This window comes from Plantibacter sp. RU18 (assembly GCF_050613355.1).
Lineage (GTDB): Bacteria > Actinomycetota > Actinomycetes > Actinomycetales > Microbacteriaceae > Plantibacter.
Window position 1 is genome coordinate 1,639,817 of the sequence record NZ_CP159618.1, and the last position, 19,360, is coordinate 1,659,176.

General features: G+C 69.2%; 14 protein-coding genes and 1 pseudogene. 7 read left to right on the top strand and 8 right to left on the bottom strand.

Features of this window, described 5'->3' with window-relative positions; genetic code table 11:
* Positions 1 to 37: 37 nt before the first annotated feature.
* From ABMA10_RS08070 to ABMA10_RS08085, 4 genes are all read left to right on the top strand, one after another.
* Positions 38 to 1,159: an ABC transporter ATP-binding protein gene (locus tag ABMA10_RS08070; RefSeq protein ID WP_431031408.1), complete on the top strand. Its 1,122-nt coding sequence runs from the start codon at positions 38 to 40 to the stop codon at positions 1,157 to 1,159.
* Positions 1,156 to 1,350, top strand: coding sequence for a hypothetical protein (locus ABMA10_RS08075; RefSeq protein ID WP_347870246.1), 195 nt, complete (start codon positions 1,156 to 1,158; stop codon positions 1,348 to 1,350). The genes ABMA10_RS08070 and ABMA10_RS08075 overlap by 4 nt, the downstream gene beginning before the upstream one ends.
* 107 nt (positions 1,351 to 1,457) lie before the next feature.
* The gene (locus ABMA10_RS08080) at positions 1,458 to 2,033 is read left to right on the top strand and encodes an isochorismatase family protein (protein WP_347870247.1); all 576 of its coding nucleotides are present in this window, start codon (positions 1,458 to 1,460) and stop codon (positions 2,031 to 2,033) included.
* Positions 2,034 to 2,113: 80 nt separating this feature from the next.
* Complete coding sequence (locus ABMA10_RS08085) at positions 2,114 to 4,396, top strand: MMPL family transporter (protein WP_431031409.1); 2,283 nt, start codon at positions 2,114 to 2,116, stop codon at positions 4,394 to 4,396.
* A 57-nt stretch (positions 4,397 to 4,453) separates the two neighbouring features.
* Here the strand turns inward: ABMA10_RS08085 and ABMA10_RS08090 are convergent, their stop codons facing one another.
* Positions 4,454 to 5,248 (bottom strand): alpha/beta fold hydrolase, encoded by a 795-nt coding sequence (locus ABMA10_RS08090; protein ID WP_347870248.1) that lies wholly within the window; start codon positions 5,246 to 5,248, stop codon positions 4,454 to 4,456.
* A gap of 69 nt (positions 5,249 to 5,317) precedes the next feature.
* Positions 5,318 to 7,090, bottom strand: a complete 1,773-nt coding sequence (locus ABMA10_RS08095) for a thiamine pyrophosphate-binding protein (protein WP_347870249.1) — start codon at positions 7,088 to 7,090, stop codon at positions 5,318 to 5,320.
* Positions 7,091 to 7,315: 225 nt separating this feature from the next.
* Here ABMA10_RS08095 and ABMA10_RS08100 point away from each other — a divergent pair, with 225 nt between their 5' ends.
* Entirely contained in the window at positions 7,316 to 8,557 is a 1,242-nt protein-coding gene (locus tag ABMA10_RS08100) for a DUF4192 family protein (protein WP_431031410.1), read from the top strand.
* Here ABMA10_RS08100 and ABMA10_RS08105 read toward each other — a convergent pair.
* Positions 8,542 to 9,999, bottom strand: a complete 1,458-nt coding sequence (locus ABMA10_RS08105; RefSeq protein WP_347870251.1) for a helix-turn-helix domain-containing protein — start codon at positions 9,997 to 9,999, stop codon at positions 8,542 to 8,544. The genes ABMA10_RS08100 and ABMA10_RS08105 overlap by 16 nt on opposite strands.
* A gap of 122 nt (positions 10,000 to 10,121) precedes the next feature.
* Between ABMA10_RS08105 and ABMA10_RS08110 the strand changes: the two genes are divergently transcribed.
* Positions 10,122 to 11,987 (top strand): phosphoenolpyruvate carboxykinase (GTP), encoded by a 1,866-nt coding sequence (locus ABMA10_RS08110; RefSeq protein ID WP_347870252.1) that lies wholly within the window; start codon positions 10,122 to 10,124, stop codon positions 11,985 to 11,987.
* A 377-nt stretch (positions 11,988 to 12,364) separates the two neighbouring features.
* Positions 12,365 to 13,117 carry a hypothetical protein gene (locus ABMA10_RS08115; RefSeq protein ID WP_347870253.1) on the top strand — a complete coding sequence of 251 codons (753 nt, stop codon included), beginning with the start codon at positions 12,365 to 12,367 and terminating at the stop codon, positions 13,115 to 13,117.
* Positions 13,118 to 13,180: 63 nt separating this feature from the next.
* On the opposite strand, the pseudogene ABMA10_RS08120 reads toward ABMA10_RS08115, so the two are convergent.
* From ABMA10_RS08120 to ABMA10_RS08140, 5 genes and pseudogenes are all read right to left on the bottom strand, one after another.
* Positions 13,181 to 15,110 (bottom strand): annotated as a pseudogene (locus ABMA10_RS08120) (ABC transporter ATP-binding protein).
* 183 nt (positions 15,111 to 15,293) lie between these two features.
* Entirely contained in the window at positions 15,294 to 16,640 is a 1,347-nt protein-coding gene (locus ABMA10_RS08125; protein ID WP_347870255.1) for an MFS transporter, read from the bottom strand.
* 224 nt (positions 16,641 to 16,864) lie between these two features.
* Positions 16,865 to 17,335, bottom strand: a complete 471-nt coding sequence (gene ribH / locus ABMA10_RS08130; protein WP_347870256.1) for a 6,7-dimethyl-8-ribityllumazine synthase — start codon at positions 17,333 to 17,335, stop codon at positions 16,865 to 16,867.
* Positions 17,336 to 17,393: 58 nt separating this feature from the next.
* Entirely contained in the window at positions 17,394 to 18,677 is a 1,284-nt protein-coding gene (ribB, locus tag ABMA10_RS08135; protein WP_347870257.1) for a 3,4-dihydroxy-2-butanone-4-phosphate synthase, read from the bottom strand.
* Positions 18,674 to 19,360 (bottom strand): riboflavin synthase, encoded by a 687-nt coding sequence (locus ABMA10_RS08140; protein WP_347870258.1) that lies wholly within the window; start codon positions 19,358 to 19,360, stop codon positions 18,674 to 18,676. The genes ribB and ABMA10_RS08140 overlap by 4 nt, the downstream gene beginning before the upstream one ends.

The window sequence follows — 19,360 nt, forward strand, 5'->3', positions numbered from 1 at the left end:
TCGCCCAGTCACCCCCGCACGAATCCAGGAGCATTCCATGGCCTCCGTCACCCTGTCCTCGGTCGATCTGCGTTACCCCTCTGGCACCCAAGGCCTCGCGGGGATCGACCTCCACGTCGAGGACGGCGAGTTCGTCGCGCTCCTCGGACCATCGGGCTCCGGCAAGACGACGCTGCTGCGAACGGTCGCGGGCTTCCTCGCGCCGACGAGCGGGCGGGTCCTCCTCGGCGAGCGGGTGGTCGCCGGGGACGGCGCCTTCGTCGCTCCGGAGCATCGGTCCCTCGGCATGGTGTTCCAGCAGCACGCGGTCTGGCCGCACTGGTCCGTCGGTCGGAACGTCGAGTACCCGCTCAAGCTCGCGAAGGTGCCACGTCGGGAGCGCGCGGAGCGGGTCGCCTCGGTGCTCGAGCTCGTCGGGCTCGCCGGTGCGGCGAAGCGTGACCCGGCCACGCTGTCTGGAGGGCAACGGCAGCGGGTCGCCCTCGCCCGGGCGATCGTCGCCGAGCCCGGTGTCCTGCTGTTGGACGAGGCACTCTCGGCGCTCGACGAACCGCTGCGGGACCGACTGCGACTCGAACTCCAATCCCTGACGAGACGGTTCGGTCTCACCGTCATCCACGTCACGCACGACCGCGACGAGGCACTCGCCCTGGCAGATCGGGTCGTCGTCCTCGACGGCGGGCGCATCCAGCAGGTCGCCACGCCTCCGGAACTGGTGTCGAGGCCGGCGTCGGCGTTCGTCGCCCGGTTCGTGTCGGACGCCACGATCATCGCGGGCGCGCTCGTCCCCGGCACGACCGGCGCGGGCGGGTTCGTCGGGAGTGGGCACGCCGTCCGGATCGACGCGGCCGTCATCGAACGCGGCGGGACCGAAGGTTCGAGGGACGGGGCCGAGGTCCACCTCGCGATCCTCCCGGAGGACGTCGTGCTCGCACCGTCCGGACGGGCAGGGGACGGCGACGCGGTTGTCGTCTCCTCCCTGTTCGGACGCGAGGGCAACGACGTCGTCGTCGACTGGGGCGGGCTCGCCCTCCGTAGTCGGACCGCCGGGTTCCGGCCGATCGTTGGGGAGCGGGTGCTCGTGCGGGTCCGACGGGCGATCGCGTGCCCGGGCGGTGCGTCCCGGTCGCCGCTCGTGCCGGTACCGTTGGGGGTATGAAGTACCTGGTGCTGTTCTCCACGGGCGTCGCGCTCATCGTCCTCGGTGTCGTGTTCGCCCTCCTGCTGGAGCTGCCGGTGCCGTTCCGGAGAGCCGGCCTCGTCGCGATGGTGCTCGGCACGGTCCTCATGGGCGTGAACGTCGCCCTGCAGTTCTTCGACCGCCGGAGAGAGCGCGACCGCCGCCTCTGAACCCACGCAGCATGCCGGGCGAAGCGCAAGCACCCGGCCGCCTCGCCGTCTCGGGCTACCCTCGAAGCACGCCGGACCGAACCGGGACGGCCAGGCTGGGAGGCATCGTGGCACGCGCACTGTTCATCATCGACGTCCAGAACGACTTCATCGAGGGAGGGGCGCTCGGCGTCGCCGGTGGCGAGGCGGTGGCTGCGGGGATCACCCGCCTGCTGACCGAGCACGGTGAGGAGTACGCGCACGTGTTCGCGTCCCGCGACTGGCATGACGCGGAGGGTGGCAACGGCGGTCACTTCGCCGACGGCGAGCCCGACTTCGAGACGAACTGGCCGGTGCACTGTGTCGCCGGCAGCGTCGGTGCCGAGTACCATCATGCGCTCGACACCAAACGCGTCGACACCCACATCCTCAAGGGGCAGGGCGCGCACGGCTACTCGATCTTCGATGGCGTCACGCCGGAAGGGAGACATCTCACGGATGTCCTGAGTGACGCCGGTATCACCGAGGTCGACCTCGTGGGTCTGGCAACCGACCACTGCGTGCGGGTCAGCGCGCTCGACGCGATCGAGCACGGGCAGCACGTGCGGATACTGACCTCCCTCGTCGCGCCCGTCGACCAGGCCGCCGGGGCTGCCGCGCTCGCCGAGATCGCTCACGCGGGAGGGCTTCTCATCGCCGAGTGAACACCGTGTCCCAAGGCGCCCATTCGAGATAGTAAGCTGGCTGCGTATTATTCGGAGCAGGGCGAGGATGGGACGCGCGCATGACGCACGGACGACACGGCGGGACACAGACGACGATGGAGGCGCCCTCGCCCGGACGCGGCGGTGCGCCCCGCTGGCTCCGCATCCTGCTGCCTGCCATGCTCATCCTCCTCTGGCTCACCGCCGCGTCGATCGGCGGACCCTACTTCGGCAAGGTGAGCGAGGTCGCGACGAACGACCAGACGAGCTTCCTGCCTGCGAGCGCCGACGCCACCGAGGTGCAGGCGGCGCTCGACGGCTTCCGCGAGGGCGATGACATCCCCGCGCTGGTGCTGTTCGTGCGGGACGGTGGCCTCTCGGATGCCGATCAGACCGCCATCGACGACGAGCTCTCGAAGCTGGCCTCCCTCGACGGCATCGCCGACGGTCTCTCTCCGGCGATCCCGTCCGAGGACGGCGACGCGATCGAGGTCTTCGTGCCGATCAGCGGCGATGCCGAGGTGGGTGATGTCGTCGAGGCGCTCCGCGCGCAGCTCGCTGAAGCGGTGCCGTCCGGCATGGACGTCTTCGTCACCGGACCGGCAGGCTTCACCGCCGACCTCACCGACGCCTTCGCCGGCATCGACGGCATCCTGCTCCTGACCGCGCTCGGCGCCGTCTTCCTCATCCTCATCGTCGTCTACCGCTCGCCGGTGCTGCCGTTCCTCGTGCTCGGTACCTCCCTCTTCGCCCTGTGCACCGCGTTGCTCACCGTCTGGTGGCTCGCGAAGGCCGGCGTCGTGCTGCTCAACGGCCAGGTGCAGGGCATCCTGTTCATCCTCGTCATCGGAGCGGCGACCGACTACTCGCTCCTCTACGTCTCGCGGTACCGGGAGGCGTTGCGCGACCACGAGAAACGTTGGGACGCGACCTGGGCCGCTCTCCGAGGGTCGTTCGAACCCATCGTCGCCTCCGGCGGCACGGTCATCGCGGGCCTCCTCTGCCTGCTGCTGAGCGATCTGAACTCCAACAAGGCGCTCGGGCCGGTCGCCTCGATCGGGATCGTGTTCTCGGTGCTCGCCGCTCTCACCTTCCTGCCGGCGCTCCTCCTCGCGTGCGGTCGCACCTCGTTCTGGCCGCTCCGCCCGAAGTTCGGGAGCGAGCACGCCGTCCACGTCTCGAGGAGTGACGACGCCGCCGTGCCGACGACCGGCCTGTGGGGGCGCATCTCCGGCCTCATCTCCCGCCACGCTCGCATCGTCTGGATCGGCAGCACGCTCCTGCTCCTCGTCGCAAGCCTCGGTGTCTTCCAGCTGAAGGCCGACGGCGTCGCGCAGAGTGACCTCATCCTCGGCACCTCCGAGGCGCGGGACGGGCAGGCGGTGCTCGGTGAGCACTTCCCGGCCGGATCCGCGAGCCCGGTCTCCATCCTCACGCAGGAGACCGACGCCGCGCAGGTGATCGGCATCCTCCAGCAGACCGACGGGCTCGACAACGTGCAGGTGCTGTCGGGCGACTCGGCGACGGGCACTGCCGACGCGACCGTGACAGACGGCGAAGTGGTGTTCACCGCTCCCGCAGCGGGTCCGCCCGGCACCCCGGCGACCGCTGTCGAGCCGACGGTCGACGACGGACGCATCCTCCTCCAGGCGACGCTCGACGATGCTCCCGACTCCGCCGCCGCCGAGGAGACCGTGCGGCAGCTGCGGTCCGACCTCGACGCCGACGTCAGCGACCACACGCCGGTCGGCGGCGTCACCGCGACCGCGATCGACTCGAACGACGCCTCGATCCACGACCGCAACCTCATCATCCCGGTCGTGCTCGCGGTCATCCTGCTGATCCTCATGCTGCTGTTGCGCGCGGTCCTCGCGCCGGTGCTGCTCATCCTGAGTGTCGTGGTGTCCTTCGGTGCTGCACTCGGCGTCTCAGCGCTCGTGTTCAACCACGTGTTCGCGTTCCCCGGCGCAGACCCCAGCGTGCCCCTCTACGGCTTCGTGTTCCTGGTGGCGCTCGGCATCGACTACAACATCTTCCTCATGACGAGGGTGCGCGAGGAGTCCATGCGGGTCGGGACGAGAGCCGGAGTGCTGCGTGGGCTCGCGATCACCGGGGGCGTCATCACCTCGGCGGGTCTCGTCCTCGCGGCGACCTTCGCGGCGCTCGGAGTCATCCCGATCCTGTTCCTCGCGCAGATCGCCTTCATCGTGGCGTTCGGTGTGCTGCTCGACACGATCATCGTGCGGACGCTCCTGGTTCCGGCGCTCAGCCACGACATCGGCGCTGCCATCTGGTGGCCGTCGAAGCTCGCGACAGGGCGCACCGAGCCCGAGCGAGCCCAGAAGCACAAGCACGTCGCCTGACGCGTCCGCTCCGCTCACCGAGCGCCCCTTCGCTCGCCGAGCCTGTCGAGGTGCGCCCTACCCCTGCTCGTCGAGGAACGCCAGGACGGCATCCTTGAACGCCCGCGACGACACCGCGTTGAAGTGCTCCCGACCGGGTAGCCCCACGTATCGGGCACCGGCGGCCTCGGCGAGGCGGCGGCTGCCGGCGGCGACGGCATCGTCGTCACCGGTCACGAGCAGCATCGGGAGCGCCGGCACCTGCGCGGTATTCGGCTGCGGACCCCCGCGGAGGCCCTCGACGAGCGCGATCAGCGCTGCGACCTCGTTCCCCGGGACCCCCTCGGCCATCGAGACGTACGTCTGGGTCAGGATGTCGGTGATGGGTTCACCGGTCGCGATCCGCGCCTGCGCGGCCGCGAGGTCGAAGTCGCGGAGCGAGTCGCCCTCGGGGAGCCCTCCGAGGCTGAGGCTCCGCACGCGACCCGGGTGCAGCACCCCCAGGCGCCAGCCGACGCGTGAACCGAGCGAGTAGCCGAGGTAGTGCGGCTCGTCGAGTCCGTAGCCGTCGAGGACCGTGAGCACGTCGTCGACGAGTCCGTCAGTCCGGTAGGCGGCGGGGTCGGTCGGTTTGTCCGATGCGCCGTGACCGCGCTGGTCGAGGGTCAGCAGCCGGTAGCCCGCGCGGGTCAGTGTGCGGGTCCAACCGGCGAGGTCCCAATTCAGGCCGGCGCTCGACGCGAAGCCATGGACGGCGACGATCGACCCGCGTTCCTCGGTGCCTGCGGCCGGCTCGTGCAGGTAGGTCGCGAGCCGGAGCCCGTCGTTCGACATCACGTAGGTGGGCGCGGCGGCGGGTGGGTTCGACAGCACGGCTCAACGATACCCGCGGGCAGGTGGAGCGACGTCGCTCGCGTCGTGGTCCGGAAGCCTACCGGGTGCTCACGGGGTGCTGACCGGCTGGGCCGCGTGTGCGACCATCTCCGCCAGATACGGCGCGACGATCGTCGTCGAGACCCGGCAGTCGAGGAGGAGGACGCCGTCGGCGCCGTCGCGCACCCAGTCGGCCAGGCCCTCGAGATCGGCGAGGGTGTCGATCGTCAGTCCGTGGCCGCCGAGGGCCCGGGCGATGCCGGCGAAGTCGACCTCGTCGATGAGCATCGGCGCGTGGGCGAGACCCCGAGAGCCGTACTGGTGGATCTCCGCGCCGTACGCGGCGTCGTTGAAGACGATCACGACTCCGCTGGGCACCGTCCGGATCACAGTGTCGAGATCGGGCAGCGCCATGAGGCCGCCACCATCGCCCGTGCACAGGACGGTCGTGCCCGTGTGGCCGGCCGCTGCGGCACCGACGGCGCTCGGGAAACCGAGGCCGATCGACTGGTAGGCGGTGCCCACCATGATCAGCCTGTCGGGGGACGGGACGTCGAAGTAGGTCGCGGCCCAACCGATGAAGTGTCCGCCGTCCTGCACGATCGTGCGATCGGTCGGCAGGAGTTCGTTCAGGCGGTGGGCGAGGCTGCGCGGGTCGAGACGACCGTCCGACGCCGTGCGCTCGCCCGGATGGCGGTCGAGGTGCGGTGCCGGTCGGACCGGGTCGGTGCTCGAGAACCAGCCGGAACCGGTCGTGTCGTGGAGTCGATCGAGGATGCCTGCGGCGGAGAGGGCGGCGTCGCCGCGGACGAGTTCGTCGACGCGGGGGTTGGTCGGTGCATCGGCGACGTCGAGCTGGATCACGTGGGCGCCCGATGCGAACGCATCGCCGAAGCGTGTCGTGAACTGGTTGAGACCGGCACCGACGACGAGCACGACATCGGCGTCGCGGATGCGGGTCGCCGCCTGTTCTGTCGCGAATCCGCCTGACACGCCCAGATCGCGGTCGCTCGCGCCGAAGAGTCCGAGGCCGAGCGCCGTGGTCGCGGTGTAGGCGTCGAGATGCTCGGCGAGCTCGTCGAGTGCCGCTCCGGCGCCGGCGAGCCAGGCGCCGCGGCCCGCGAGGATCAGCGGCCGACGGGCGGTGCGGAGTGCGGACGCCGCTGCGTCGAGCCGACGGGCGACGGGTTCGACACGTGATGGGCGGACGAGCGCCGGGTGGTGGGGCGTGCCGTCGGCACGAAGCGGCTCCTCGGCCTCGGCAGCAGCGAGGTCGTAGGGGATCGCCAGCACGACCGCCGTGCGGCGGTGCACCGCGTGCTCGATCGCGCGGATGGTGGTCGCGGTCGCGTCGTCGATGCCGACGGTGAAGGTCGGGGCGCCGAGGCCGGCGGCGATCTGGAACTGGTCGACGTCCCACGGACGTGCGCCCCCGGTCGGCGCGTCGCCGACCACGAGGACGAGGGGGATCTGGGCCATGACGGCCTCGGCCAGCGGGGTGAGCGTGTTCGTGAACCCGGCGCCGTAGGTGGCGGTGGCAGCGGCGATTCGACCGCCGGCTCGGAAGTAGGCGTCGGCCGCTGCGACGCCGCCGGCCTCGTGGCGCATCGCCGTGAACCGGGTGTCGGTCGTGCCGAGTGCATCGAGGAGGAATGCGTTGCCGTTGCCCATCACACCGAACACGTCGGAGATGTGACGGCTGAGGGCGTGGGCCACCCGGGCGGAGACCGTCGAAGCGGAGATCGTGGACCCTGGGGCGAGGGCCGCGGTGTCGATGGATGCGGGGCTGATGGATGCGGGGCCGACGGATGCGGGGTCGGTCGACGACAGGGATTCGGGCATGATGATGACCTTCGAGAGCTGGACGGATGGGGTTCCGTGTATGTCTCGCCGGTGCTGGCCGCGCTATCGCCCTTTTTTCGAGCAACGACCCCCAGAGGTGCGGGGTCTGACGAGCACACTCTACCTCGGTCCGAGCGTCCTGCACAGGGGGCGGCTGATGGCTCGATCTCGCACACCGACGACAGCCGTCGGACAGCAGACTCGCCACCGGCCCAGGCTTGCTGCATGACCACGATCGTGCAGGCTCACGCAGCCGAAGACCTCCTCGCCCTCGTCCCACACCTTCTCGGGTTCGCCCCGGAATCGAGCCTCGTCGTCATCCTGTTCGCGGGCAAACGGAGTCGTGGCGCGCTCCGCGTGCGGCTGCCGGCGGAGGCGGCGCTGTCGAAGCGCGCAGCGAAGACGGTCGCAGAACGGGCGCTCGCGTTCGCCTCGCGGGCTCCAGGGGTCGACGGTGTCGTGCCGGTGCTCTTCGTCGACAGGCCGTTCGGTCGCCGGACCCGAGCTGACGGACGCGCCGCACCACCCGGAGCGGCCATCGTCGATGCGTTCGTCGCCCTGGCACGAGAGAGGGGCCTCATCGTGAAAGACGCCCTCTGCTCGGCTCGCGATGGATGGGGCTCGTACCTCGACCCGCAGGTGCCGATCGGCGGGCGTTCCCTCGCCCTCGTCGAAGCGTCGCCGGTCGCGCGGGTGGCGCCTGTCCCGGACGAGCTCGTCACCGCTCAGATCCCTCCGGCGGATCCGACGTCGATCGCGGCGGTCGAGCAGGCGGTGCGGGGCTTCGAGGAGCAGCTGGCATCGATCGTCGGCGTCGGCGTCGACGTCGACGACGATGCCGACCTCGAGGCACTGAGCGTCGAGGTGATGGACACCATGGAACGCCTCGCGGCACTTCCGGTGCTCTTCGAACATGCGCTCGACGAAGGCGTCGCCGGGCTCTCCTCCGAGGACGTCGCGCTCCTGCTCGTCGCGCTGGAGCGGGCGTGGGCCAGTGACGTCGCGCTCATGCAGTGGGCGTTCGGCGTGGAACTCGGCGAGGAGCTGTTCTTCGCCGAGCACGAGCACCGCGACACCACGGCCGCGGAGCTCGACGACATCGAGGTGTTCCGTCGGGTTGCCCTCCTGCTCACTGGTGACGGCCCGCAACCGGACGTACCGCGCGTGCACGACGCGATCGCCCTGCTGTTCGGCATCGCCGCGTTGGCGCCGGTGCGCTATCGGCCGTCGCCGCTCTGCATGCTCGCCTGGTTCAGCTGGGCGCTTGGCCAGAGCACCCGCGCTGCGGCGTTCCTCGACCAACTCGCGGAGATCGCCCCGGGGCACAGCCTCGCCCCGACCATCCAGGCCATGGTCGTCCAGGGACACCTGCCGGCCTGGGCATTCGCGAGTGCGGCCTCGGCGGAGGCCTCGTCAGCGGACACTGCGGCCGACGTCACCACAGCGTCGGATCAGCCGGCCGCGTGACGCTCCAGGAAGTCGTAGACCTCGGAGTCGTCGACCCCGGGGAACGTCCCGCTCGGCAACGGGGAGAGGATGTGGGTGTGCAGTCGGGCGCTCGGCCACGCCTGCTCGCGCCACTTGTCGGCGAGGGTCGATGGCGGGCGCCTGCAGCACTGCGGATCCGGACACGTCGAGACGGCCCTGGCGGTCGTCTCCCGACCCCGGAACCACTTCGCCTCGCCCCACGGCACGCCCACCGAGATCGAGAACTCGCCCGCCTCGGTCGTGCCGGTCTGCGTCGCGCACCAGAACGTGCCGGCCGGTGTGTCGGTGTACTGGTAGAGCTCCGTGGTGCGGTTGGTCCGTGCGAAGGCGCTCCGAGCACTCCACTTGCGGCACACGATCTGCCCCTCGACCGCCCCCGTGACGTCGACAGGGAGTGGCAGCTCGTCGTTCTCGTAGGCCTTCGAGATCGCTCCGTCCTCGGAGACCCGCAGGAAGTGCAACCGCATGTCGAGTTGCGCGGTCGCGAGGTTGGTGAGGCGGAGGGCCGCCGCCTCGTGCGTCACCCCGAAGGCGTCCCGGAAGTCCTCCACCGCGAGGTTGCGGTCGCGTTTCGCCTGGTGCAGGAAGGCGACGGCGGCGGTCTGCGGCATCAGCGCGGCGGCGGCGAAATAGTTGATCTCGAGCCGCTGCCTGAGGAACTCGGCGTAGCTCGTGGGGCGCTGGTGGCCGAGCAGACGGTGCGCCATCGCCTGCAGCGCCATCGAGCGCAGGCCGTGACCGCCGGGGATCGACGCCGGCGGGAGGTAGATCCGTCCGTTCTCGAGGTCGGTGACGCTACGCGCGGAGTGCGGCAGGTCGTTGACGTAGATGAGGTCGAAACCGAGCTGCTCGGCCATGATGCTCACCGTGCGGTGGGTCAGGGCCCCCGTCGTGTGTCCGGCGCGCAAGACCCGCGACTCGGCGAGTTCCTCGATCTCCGGGAGATGGTTGTCGCGTTCGCGCATCCACTCGCGCAGCTCCGTGTTCGCGCGGCGCGCCTCCTCCGGCGTCGCGATGGCTTCGGTCGCGTGTCGTTGGAGTTCGCGGTGCAGACCGACGAGGGCCCGCAGGGCTTCGTCGGGGATGCCCTTCGACGGTTTGATGAGCGGCAGTGTGAGCTCGCTGTACAGGGCACTGCGCTGCAGGCGGTCCAGCTCGATCTCGAGCGCGGCGCGCGGGTTCGGCGCCTCCTTCGTGAGGAGTTCCGCCAGTTCGACGCCCAGGGCCGCGGTGAGCTCCTGCAACACCGACAGCTTCGGTTCACGTTTGCCGTTCTCGATGAGCGAGAGCTGGCTCGCGGCGATGCCGACACGCTCACCCAGATCGTCGAGCGTGAGCCCCCGCTGCGTCCGGAAGTGACGGATGCGGTGCCCGAGCGTCAACAGCTCGGCAGTGGCGTTGGCAGATGGCGTCGGCGTCATTCCTTCACCATATCGAAAGAAACACGATTCTTACTAGCACTCGCACCTCGAAGAAGCGCTGTCGGGGGCGCATTCTGAAATCGGCACCACTTCTTGACAATCCACCAACGCCGGAGGAACGCATGTCCATCGCAGAGCTGATCACGAGTCCCACGCAGGTCCCGACCTCTCGCCAAGCGCTGCGTGCGGTGACCACTCCGGCACCGAGCGGGCTCGCTGAGCTGCATGCCTGGGTCGACGAACTGGCCGACCTGCTGCAGCCCGCGGCGATCCACTGGGTCGACGGGTCCGCGAGTGAATCCCACCAGCTCACGAGGGAACTTGTCGCCGAGGGGAAGCTCATCAAACTCAACCCCGAGTGGCGCCCGAACAGTTTCCTGGCTCGCAGCGACCCGCGTGACGTCGCTCGAGTCGAAGACCGCACGTTCATCTGCTCCGAACAAGAGATCGATGCGGGCCCCACGAACAACTGGCGCGAACCGGTCGCGATGCGCGAGGAGCTCCAGGGGGTCTTCGCCGGGAGTATGCGCGGCCGCACGATGTACGTCGTACCGTTCTCGATGGGCGCCGTCGGCGGCCCGCTCTCGCAGCTCGGCGTCCAGATCACCGACTCCGCCTACGCCGTCCTGAGCATGGGCATCATGACCCGCATGGGCGATCGGGTCCTCGACCTCATCGCGACTGGTGAGCCGTGGGTCCGCACGGTCCACTCGGTCGGCGCGCCGCTCGCTGCAGACGAGACGGACGTCGTCTGGCCCTGCAACGACACCAAGTACATCGTGCAGTTCCCCGAGACGCGCGAGGTCTGGTCGTTCGGCTCCGGCTACGGTGGGAACGCCCTCCTTGCGAAGAAGTGCTTCGCGCTCCGCATCGCGTCGGTCATTGGACGCGATGAGGGCTGGCTCGCCGAGCACATGCTCCTGGTCCGGATCATCTCGCCGGAGGGGAAGGCGTTCCACATCGCTGCGGCGTTCCCGTCGGCGTGCGGCAAGACGAACCTCGCGATGCTGCGCCCGACGATCCCCGGTTGGCGGGTGGAGACACTCGGCGACGACATCGCCTGGATCCGTCGCGGCGAGGATGGGCGTCTGTACGCGATCAACCCTGAGGCCGGCTTCTTCGGCGTCGCCCCGGGAACGGGAGCCGGCACCAATGCGACCGCGGTCGAGACCCTGTGGGGGAACACGATCTTCACGAACGTCGCCCTCCGTGAAGACGGCGACGTCTGGTGGGAAGGGCTGACGGACGAGGCGCCCGCGCACCTCACCGACTGGCAGGGCCAGGCCTGGACCCCGGACTCCGGTCGCCCGGCGGCGCACCCGAATTCGCGCTTCACCGTCTCGGCGGCCCAGTGCCCGTCGATCGCCTCCGACTGGGACGGAGCCGACGGCGTGCCGCTCGACGCGATCCTGTTCGGTGGACGTCGTGCCACCAACGTGCCGCTCGTCGTCGAGGCGAGCAGCTGGGAACACGGGGTGTTCATGGGTGCGACCATCTCCTCCGAACAGACTGCAGCTGCAGAGGGCACCGTCGGGGAACTCCGGCGCGACCCCTTCGCGATGCTCCCGTTCTGCGGCTACAACATGGCCGACTACTGGGGCCATTGGCTGAAGGTCGGCAGCACGCTGGAACATGGGAAGGCGCCGAAGATCTTCCAGGTGAACTGGTTCCGGAAGGACGCCGACGGTTCGTTCCTGTGGCCGGGCTTCGGCGAGAACTCGCGCGTCATCGAATGGATCGTGCGTCGCCTCGAGAATCAGACCGACACTCGTGCGTCGGCGATCGGCGGGCTGCCGCTGCTCGACGAGCTCAACCTCGACGGAATCGACGTCCCTCACGACTCGCTGGAGGCCCTGTTCGCTGTCGACCGCGACTCGTGGCTCGCCGAATGCGACCTCACCGAAGCGTTCTTCGACACCTTCGGCACGCGTGTCCCGGCAGCTCTCCGGACCGAACTCGCCGCTCTCCGGTACCGCCTCCGCGACTGACCGGTCCCGCTCGTTCGCCCATGTTTGGGCGAACGAGCCTTCCTTCGCCCAAACTTGGGCGAGGGAAGTGGCGGCGAACGTCCTCCACAGGGTCCCGCGGGCCAGGAGGAGAGCACGGCGCCGCCGTCGGGCCTCACGGGCGGCACGATGGACGTCACGATCGAGGTATGACCGCATCGGATCTCCCACACGATCGCCCGTTCTCCGTTCGATCAGCGCTGGAACGTGGTGCGTCTGCCGAACAGCTTCGATCGACGAGGGTGCCGGCACCCTTCCCGGGTGTCCGTAGCTTCACCGCTCCACAGCGCGGGGAAGACCTTCCTCCGGAGCAACGCCACAGCGCCCATCTCGAGCTGTGTCGAGCGTACGCGGCGCGTATGCCGGACGTGCAGTTCTTCTCCCATCTGTCGGCGGCCCACGTGCTCGGAGCCCCGCTGCCGCTGCGCCTGGGTTGGGACCGCGTGCACGTGGGCGTCCGGCCGCCGCACCGTGAGCCACGCGTGTCCGGTGTCGTCGGACATCGGCTGACCGGCCTGGTCGCGGATCCCGTCACGATCGGCGGACTGGCGGTGGCGAGTCCTGCGGATGCCTGGTGTCAGCTCGGTCCGACGCTCAGCGTCGACGAGCTGGTCGCGGTCGGCGACCACCTGGTTCGAGAACGAGGTGCGTCCGGCCGGCGGCGTCGGGAACGGCAGCCACCGCTCTGTTCGATCGATGACCTCGGCGCGGCACTCGCGGCCGCTCGTCATCTCGGTGCGCGTTCGTTACGCGCCGCGCTGCCTCTGGTGCGTGTCGGTTCCGAATCACCCAAGGAGACCGAGCTCCGTCTCGCCCTCATGCGGGCGGGCCTGCCGGAGCCGGAGCTGAATCTCGAACTCCGTGACCGGTGGGGACGCTTCGTCGCCCGACTGGACCTCGCCTACCCGGCCTACCGCGCGGCGTTCGAGTACGACGGACGACAACACGCGACGAACGCGGCGCAGTTCGCGAAGGACGTCGATCGTGTTCACGCCATCAACCGCCTGGGGTGGACGCACGAGCGGTTCCTGTCGCATCACCTCGACGCCGGAGCGGCTGTCGCGATCGAGCGCGTTCGCGAACGCCTCGTGGCCGCGGGCTGGCGACCATGACCGGTTCGCCCATGTTTGGGCGAACGAGCCTTCGTTCGCCCGAACATGGGCGAGGGAAGAGCGTCAGACGAGGAGCTGGTGCTTGGCGAGCTCGCGGTAGAGCGGCACCTCGGTGACGAGTTCGCTGTGGGTGCCGACGCCGATGACACGACCTTCGTCGAGGACGACGATCTGGTCGCTGTCGACCACGGTCGACAGCCGGTGGGCGATCACGATCAGGGTGCGGTCGGCAGCCACCGCGTCGATCGCCTCACGCATCATCTGCTCGTTGACGCCGTCGAGGCTCGACGTCGACTCATCCAGCAGCAGGATCGGGGGTGCGGCAAGCAGTGCGCGGGCGATCGCGAGCCGTTGGCGCTCACCACCGGACAGCATGATCCCGTCCTCGCCGACGGGGGCCGAGAGACCGAGAGGGTTGCGGTCGAGGACCGCGCCGAGGTTCACGGCGTGCAGCACGCGCGCGCACTCGTCGTCGGTCGCGGTGGGGGAGGAGAGCAGCAGGTTGTCGCGGAGCGTGCCGGCGAGCACCGGAGCGTCCTGCTCGACATAGCCGATCTGCGCGCGCAGCTCTGCTCGCGGGATCGTCCGGATGTCGACACCGCCGAGGCGGATCGCGCCGGCGGTCGGGTCGTAGAACCGTTCGATGAGGCCGAGGATCGTGCTCTTCCCCGCGCCTGAGGGGCCGACGAGGGCGGTGCGCCGGCCGTGCATCGCCCCGAAGGACACCCCCTCGCAGGACCTGCCGACCCGCAGCGGAGGAGGCTTCGGTGAGGAGGGCAGCGTCGGCGGCGATGGCCTCGGTTGTCCGTGCAGGAGCGCCGAGCACGTCGGTAGCCAGCGCCTCAGCAGCGGCGCGCTCGCGCTCGATGACCGCGGCGTCCGGGTAGGCGAACTCGACACCGTCGAATTCGATCGTCGGCGCAGCGGCCGTTGCCGTGCCAGGCCGCTCGACGCGTGCAGCGATCGATGCATCGTCGTCGCCCTCGTCGGGGAGGTCGAGGATCTCCTGGATGCGGCCGAGCGCGCCGAGCGCCTGGTTGACGCTGGTGATGGCGCCGAAGGCCTGGCCGAGCGGCATGATCATCATGAAGAGGAACAGGATGAACGCAACGAGGCTGGCGATCGTGATGGCACCGGATGCGACCCGGAAGCCACCGACACCCAGCACCACGAGGAACGAGGTCTGCATGGCGATCCCGGCGACGGGCACGACGAGTGACGAGATCTTCGCGATCCGGACGCCCACGCCATAGACCTCCTTGGCGACACCGTCCACCGCGTCGATCTCACGGTCGGTGGCGTTGGAGGCGCGGATCGTCCGGATGGAGCTGATCGCACGCTCGACGGCAGCTGCGAGCTCGCCGACCTTCGTCTGCTGCTCCCGGCTTGCGACGCGGATGCGACCGCTGAGGGCGACCACCACGACGACCGACACGATGACGACGAGGAGCGTCAGCCCGAGGAGGACCGGATCGATGATCGCCATGGCGATGAGCGCGCCGAGGAAGGTGACCGCGCCGCCGACGGCGTCGACGAAGCCCTGGGTCAGCACCGCGTACAACATGGTGGTGTCGCTGCCGACTCGCGACACGAGGTCGCCGGTGCGGCGGGTGTCGAACTGGCTGATCGGCAGACGGAAGATGCGGGCGATGAGCTGGCGCCTGGACGAGTAGACGACGCCGGTGCCTGCACGCTGCAGCAGGTAATGCTGATACCCGCTGATGACGCCGGAGACGACCACGAGTCCCACGAGGAGCCAGGCGAGGTTGCCGAGGGACCGACCGGCTTCGACGACGCCGATCACCTGGCTGACGATGAGCGGTTGTGCGAGCGAGGCCGCAGCGCCCACGATGCTGAGGATGATGACCACGATGAGGATCGAGCGGTGCTCGAAGATGTAGGGCATGAGCTGCTTGAGGCTCGCGCGGGGACCATCGTCCTTCTGGCGGCTGAAGGGGTTGCGGCTCCGGGACGTGGACGCTGAGGTGCTCATCGTGCTCTTCCTGTGTGGTGCGGTGCGCGGCCAGGACAGATCCGTGGCGGAGGGCGCACAGTGCTTCGATTCTAGGCGACCGTGGCCTCGCGACCATCCGTCGTGGGCCTCGCCCCGGGATGCGTCGAGGGCCGATGCGCGGAGGAGTCCTCCGTGCACCGGCCCTCGACGAGGTGCCTGCGATCAGGCGTCGATGTCGACGTCCTTGGTCTCCTTCGAGACGATGAGCGCGATGAGCGTGAGCACGGCCATCCCCGACAGGTAGATGCCGACCCAGAAGGGGCTGCCGCCGCCGGCGCTCCACAACGCCACCGCGATGAACGGGGCGACTGCTGCGCCGAGGATCGACGACACGTTGTAGGAGATCCCGGAGCCCGTGTACCGGACGTTCGTCGGGAACAGCTCGGGCAGCAGGGCACCCATCGGGCCGAAGGTGAAGCCCATGAGACTGAACCCGATGACCAGCCAGATCATCACACCGGCGAACCCGGCATCGAGCAACGGCACCCAGACGAGGCCGAAGACGATGATCGCGGACGTCACCACGATGAGTGTCCTCCGACGCCCGTACTTGTCCGCGAATGGACCAGAGACGAGGGTGAAGATGCCGAAGAACACGACGCCGGCGATGAGCATCAACACGAACGTCGTGTAGCTGTAGCCGAGCCCCGCGATCGGGGCGTCCACCGGCGCGCGGCCGTAGCTCAGGGAGAACGTGGTCATCAGGTAGAAGAGCACGTACGTGGCCAGCATGAAGAACGTGCCGAGGATGAGCTTGCGCCAGTGCAGCTTGAACACGCTCAGGAGCGGGCTCTTCTGCACCTTGCCCTGCTCCAACGCATTCGTGAACGCATTGCTCTCGACGAGACGGAGTCGCACCCACAGGCCGACGATCACCATGACGACGGAGAACAGGAAGGGGATCCGCCAGCCCCATTCGAGGAAGGCCTCCGAGGGCATCGACGGGTCGTCGCTTGGGAGGATCGCAGCGATGATCAGGAACAGGCCGTTGGCGATGATGAAGCCGATCGGCGCACCGAGCTGCGGGAAGGTGCCGAACAGTGCTCGCTTGCCCTTCGGCGCGTTCTCGGTGGCGACGAGCGCCGCGCCCGACCACTCGCCGCCGAGCGCGAAGCCCTGGCCGATGCGAAGGATCACGAGCAGCAGCGGCGCGAACCAACCCACCATCTGGTAGGTCGGAAGGACGCCGATGAGGAAGGTCGCGATGCCCATGGTGAGCAGCGCACCGACGAGTGTCGCCTTGCGCCCGCGCTTGTCACCGAGGTGGCCGAAGATGACCGCGCCGATGGGCCGGGCGACCATCGCTGCACCGAAGACGGCGAACGAGGCGAGCAGGCCCGTCGTGGGGTCTTCGCTCGGGAAGAAGAGGTGCGGGAAGACGAGGACAGCGGCGGTCGCGTAGACGTAGAAGTCGTAGAACTCGATCGTCGTGCCGATGAGGCTGGCGAGGACGACTCGGGATCGCGGATTGACCGGGGCAGTGGTGACAGGTGTTGCTTCGAGAGACATGCGTGCGCGTTTTCGGTTCGGGGATGGATACCGTCGAGGCATCTGCACCGGTCACGCACGCCCGCCGACGACAGCAGGATCAAGATGTGGACCCACTTGTGGCGGGACCATGTCACTGTACGCCGAAGTGCGGCGTTCCGGTATTCCTTGCCGCACCGACGAGGAATATACCCGGAACGGAATGCTCGACCCCGGTGCAGCGCCGAAGCGGGGACGGAGAGCGGCTATCCGCGGAGTTCGCGCAGCAGCACTGCGGTGGCGACGGCGGCGTCGGCCGCTTCAGCGCCCTTGTCCTCCTTGGAACCGGGCAGACCCGCGCGGTCGAGACCCTGCTTCTCGTCGTCGAGCGTCAGTACCCCGAAGCCGACCGGCTTGCCGGTCTGGATCGTGACGTTGGTGAGGCCGCTCGTCGCTGCATCGGAGACGTACTCGAAGTGCGGAGTACCACCTCGGATGATGACTCCGAGGGCGACGACGGCGTCCGCGCCCGCTTCGAGAGCCGCCTTCGATGCGACGGGCAGCTCGAAACTTCCCGGCACGCGGACGAGCCGGTGGTTCGCGCCGCTGGCATCGAGGGCCTTCACCGCGCCGGCGATGAGGCCGTCGGTGATGGTCTCGTGCCAGGTGCCCGCGATGATGACGACGTCGAGGCCGGTGCCGTCGACCGTGATGGTGGGGGATCCTTCGCCGCTCATGCGGTCTCCTTCGTGGTGGGGGTGGTTCGGTCCCCGAGCGTGTCGAGGGGCGGTGGGACTACTGGTGGGGATGCGCCTGCGGTTCGAGGTCGAGGCCGATACTGTGCCCCATGCGATCGCGCTTGGTCTCGAGGTACCCCTCGTTGAAGAGGCCGACGCCGACGACGAGTGGCACGCGCTCGCTCACCGCGATGCCGCGTGCGGTGAGCTGGCGCTCCTTCTCCGGGTTGTTCGACAGCAGCCGGACCGAGGTGATGCCGAGGTCCTTCAGGATCGCACTCGCGGCGGTGTAGTCACGGGCGTCGATCGGGAGCCCGAGCGCCACGTTGGCGTCGAGTGTGTCGAGGCCGTCCTCCTGCAGGCGGTACGCACGGAGCTTGTTGATGAGGCCGATTCCCCGGCCCTCGTGTCCGCGCAGGTAGACGACGACCCCGCCATGGCGCTGGATGGTGTCCAGCGCACTGTCGAGTTGCGGGCCGCACTCGCACTTGAGCGACCCGAACGCCTCTCCGGTCAGGCACTCGGAGTGCACGCGGACGAGTGCACCCGTGGCGTCCGGGTCCCCGGAGATGATGGCGACGTGGTCGGCTCCCGTGCGGCGGTCGCGGTAGGCACGCAATCGGAACGAGCCGTGCGTGGTGGGCACCGTCGTCTCGACCTCGAACGTCACGTTGTCCGACTCGGGGATGACCGTCTGTGCGGCCCGGTCCTTCGTGCAGACGGCTGCCGCGTCAGGGTTCTCCTCGAGGAAGGCGATGAGCGCCGCAATGGTCGTGACGAGCACGCCCTCGCGCTCGCCGAGCTCGATGAGACCCGGCAGGCGCATCATCTCGCCGTCGTCCGCGACGATCTCGGAGATCGCGCCGACCGGCACGAGACCGGCGAGCTTCAGGAGGTCGACGGCTGCCTCGGTGTGGCCGTCGCGTTCGCGCACGCCGCCGTCGACGGCGCGCAGAGGAACGATGTGGCCCGGGCGCGACAGGCTCGTCGGTGTCGATGCGGGGTCGGCCAGGACGCGCAGGGTGTGCGCGCGGTCGGCGGCGCTGATGCCGGTGCTGAGCCGGTCGGCGGCGTCGACGGTGACCGTGTACGCCGTTCCGCGGGCGTCCTCGTTCACAGCGACCATGGGCGGCAGGAGGAGGCGGTCGGCGATCTCGTTGGTCATCGGCGCGCAGATGAATCCGGAGGAGTGCCTCACGGTCCAGGCGATCCACTCCTGGGTCGCCGACTCCGCTGCCAGGATGACGTCACCCTCGTTCTCGCGTCCTTCGTCGTCCGCGACGATGACCGGCTTGCCCTGGCGGAGGGCGTCGAGCGCCTCTGGGATGCTGGCGATGGTCATGCGTTGCCCCTTCCGGTGGCCGTACTGCGCGGAGTGCTGCCGTCGTTGCCGATGCTGCTCGGGATGACGGTGGCCTGTCGGCTGAAGGCGAGCATGCGCTCGACGTGTCTGGCGAGGATGTCGGTCTCGAGGTTCACACGCTCGCCGACGACGCGGGTGCCCAGGGTCGTCGCCTCGAGCGTCTCGGGGATGAGCGAGACCTCGAACCAGGGCTCTTCCGCGTTCGGCTCACTGATCGCGCTGACGGTCAGGGAGACGCCGTCCACGGTGATGGAGCCCTTGTCGACGACGAGCGGAGCGAGGGCGTCCGGCAGGGAGACGCGAACAATGCGCCAGGCCTCGCCGGGGACGGTCGCAAGGATCGAGCCGGTACCGTCGACGTGTCCCTGGACGATGTGCCCGCCGAGGCGGTCGCCGACGCGGGCGGCCCGTTCGAGGTTGACCTGCGATCCGACGGTCGCGGCGTCGAGCGAACTCATCGTGAGGGTCTGCGCCATGACGTCCGCGGTGAAGCTGTCGTCGGTCTGCTCGACCACCGTGAGGCAGACTCCGCTGACGGCGATGGAGTCCCCGTGGCGGGTGCCTTCGAGCGCGAGCGGCCCGCGGATGGTGAAGCGCGCCGAGGCTTCGCCGTGGTCGATGGCGACGATGGAGCCGAGTTCTTCGATGATGCCCGTGAACAT

Bases quoted from the DNA above. Each gene is read 5' to 3' on its own strand.
- ABMA10_RS08110 (WP_347870252.1), top strand. From the start codon at position 10,122: ATGTCCATCGCAGAGCTGATCACGAGTCCCACGCAGGTCCCGACCTCT.
- ABMA10_RS08100 (WP_431031410.1), top strand. From the start codon at position 7,316: ATGACCACGATCGTGCAGGCTCACGCAGCCGAAGACCTCCTCGCCCTC.
- ABMA10_RS08095 (WP_347870249.1), bottom strand. From the start codon at position 7,090: ATGCCCGAATCCCTGTCGTCGACCGACCCCGCATCCGTCGGCCCCGCA.
- ABMA10_RS08070 (WP_431031408.1), top strand. From the start codon at position 38: ATGGCCTCCGTCACCCTGTCCTCGGTCGATCTGCGTTACCCCTCTGGC.
- ABMA10_RS08125 (WP_347870255.1), bottom strand. From the start codon at position 16,640: ATGTCTCTCGAAGCAACACCTGTCACCACTGCCCCGGTCAATCCGCGA.
- ABMA10_RS08140 (WP_347870258.1), bottom strand. From the start codon at position 19,360: ATGTTCACGGGCATCATCGAAGAACTCGGCTCCATCGTCGCCATCGAC.
- ribB (WP_347870257.1), bottom strand. From the start codon at position 18,677: ATGACCATCGCCAGCATCCCAGAGGCGCTCGACGCCCTCCGCCAGGGC.
- ABMA10_RS08105 (WP_347870251.1), bottom strand. From the start codon at position 9,999: ATGACGCCGACGCCATCTGCCAACGCCACTGCCGAGCTGTTGACGCTC.
- ABMA10_RS08085 (WP_431031409.1), top strand. From the start codon at position 2,114: ATGACGCACGGACGACACGGCGGGACACAGACGACGATGGAGGCGCCC.
- ABMA10_RS08075 (WP_347870246.1), top strand. From the start codon at position 1,156: ATGAAGTACCTGGTGCTGTTCTCCACGGGCGTCGCGCTCATCGTCCTC.
- ABMA10_RS08115 (WP_347870253.1), top strand. From the start codon at position 12,365: ATGCCGGACGTGCAGTTCTTCTCCCATCTGTCGGCGGCCCACGTGCTC.
- ribH (WP_347870256.1), bottom strand. From the start codon at position 17,335: ATGAGCGGCGAAGGATCCCCCACCATCACGGTCGACGGCACCGGCCTC.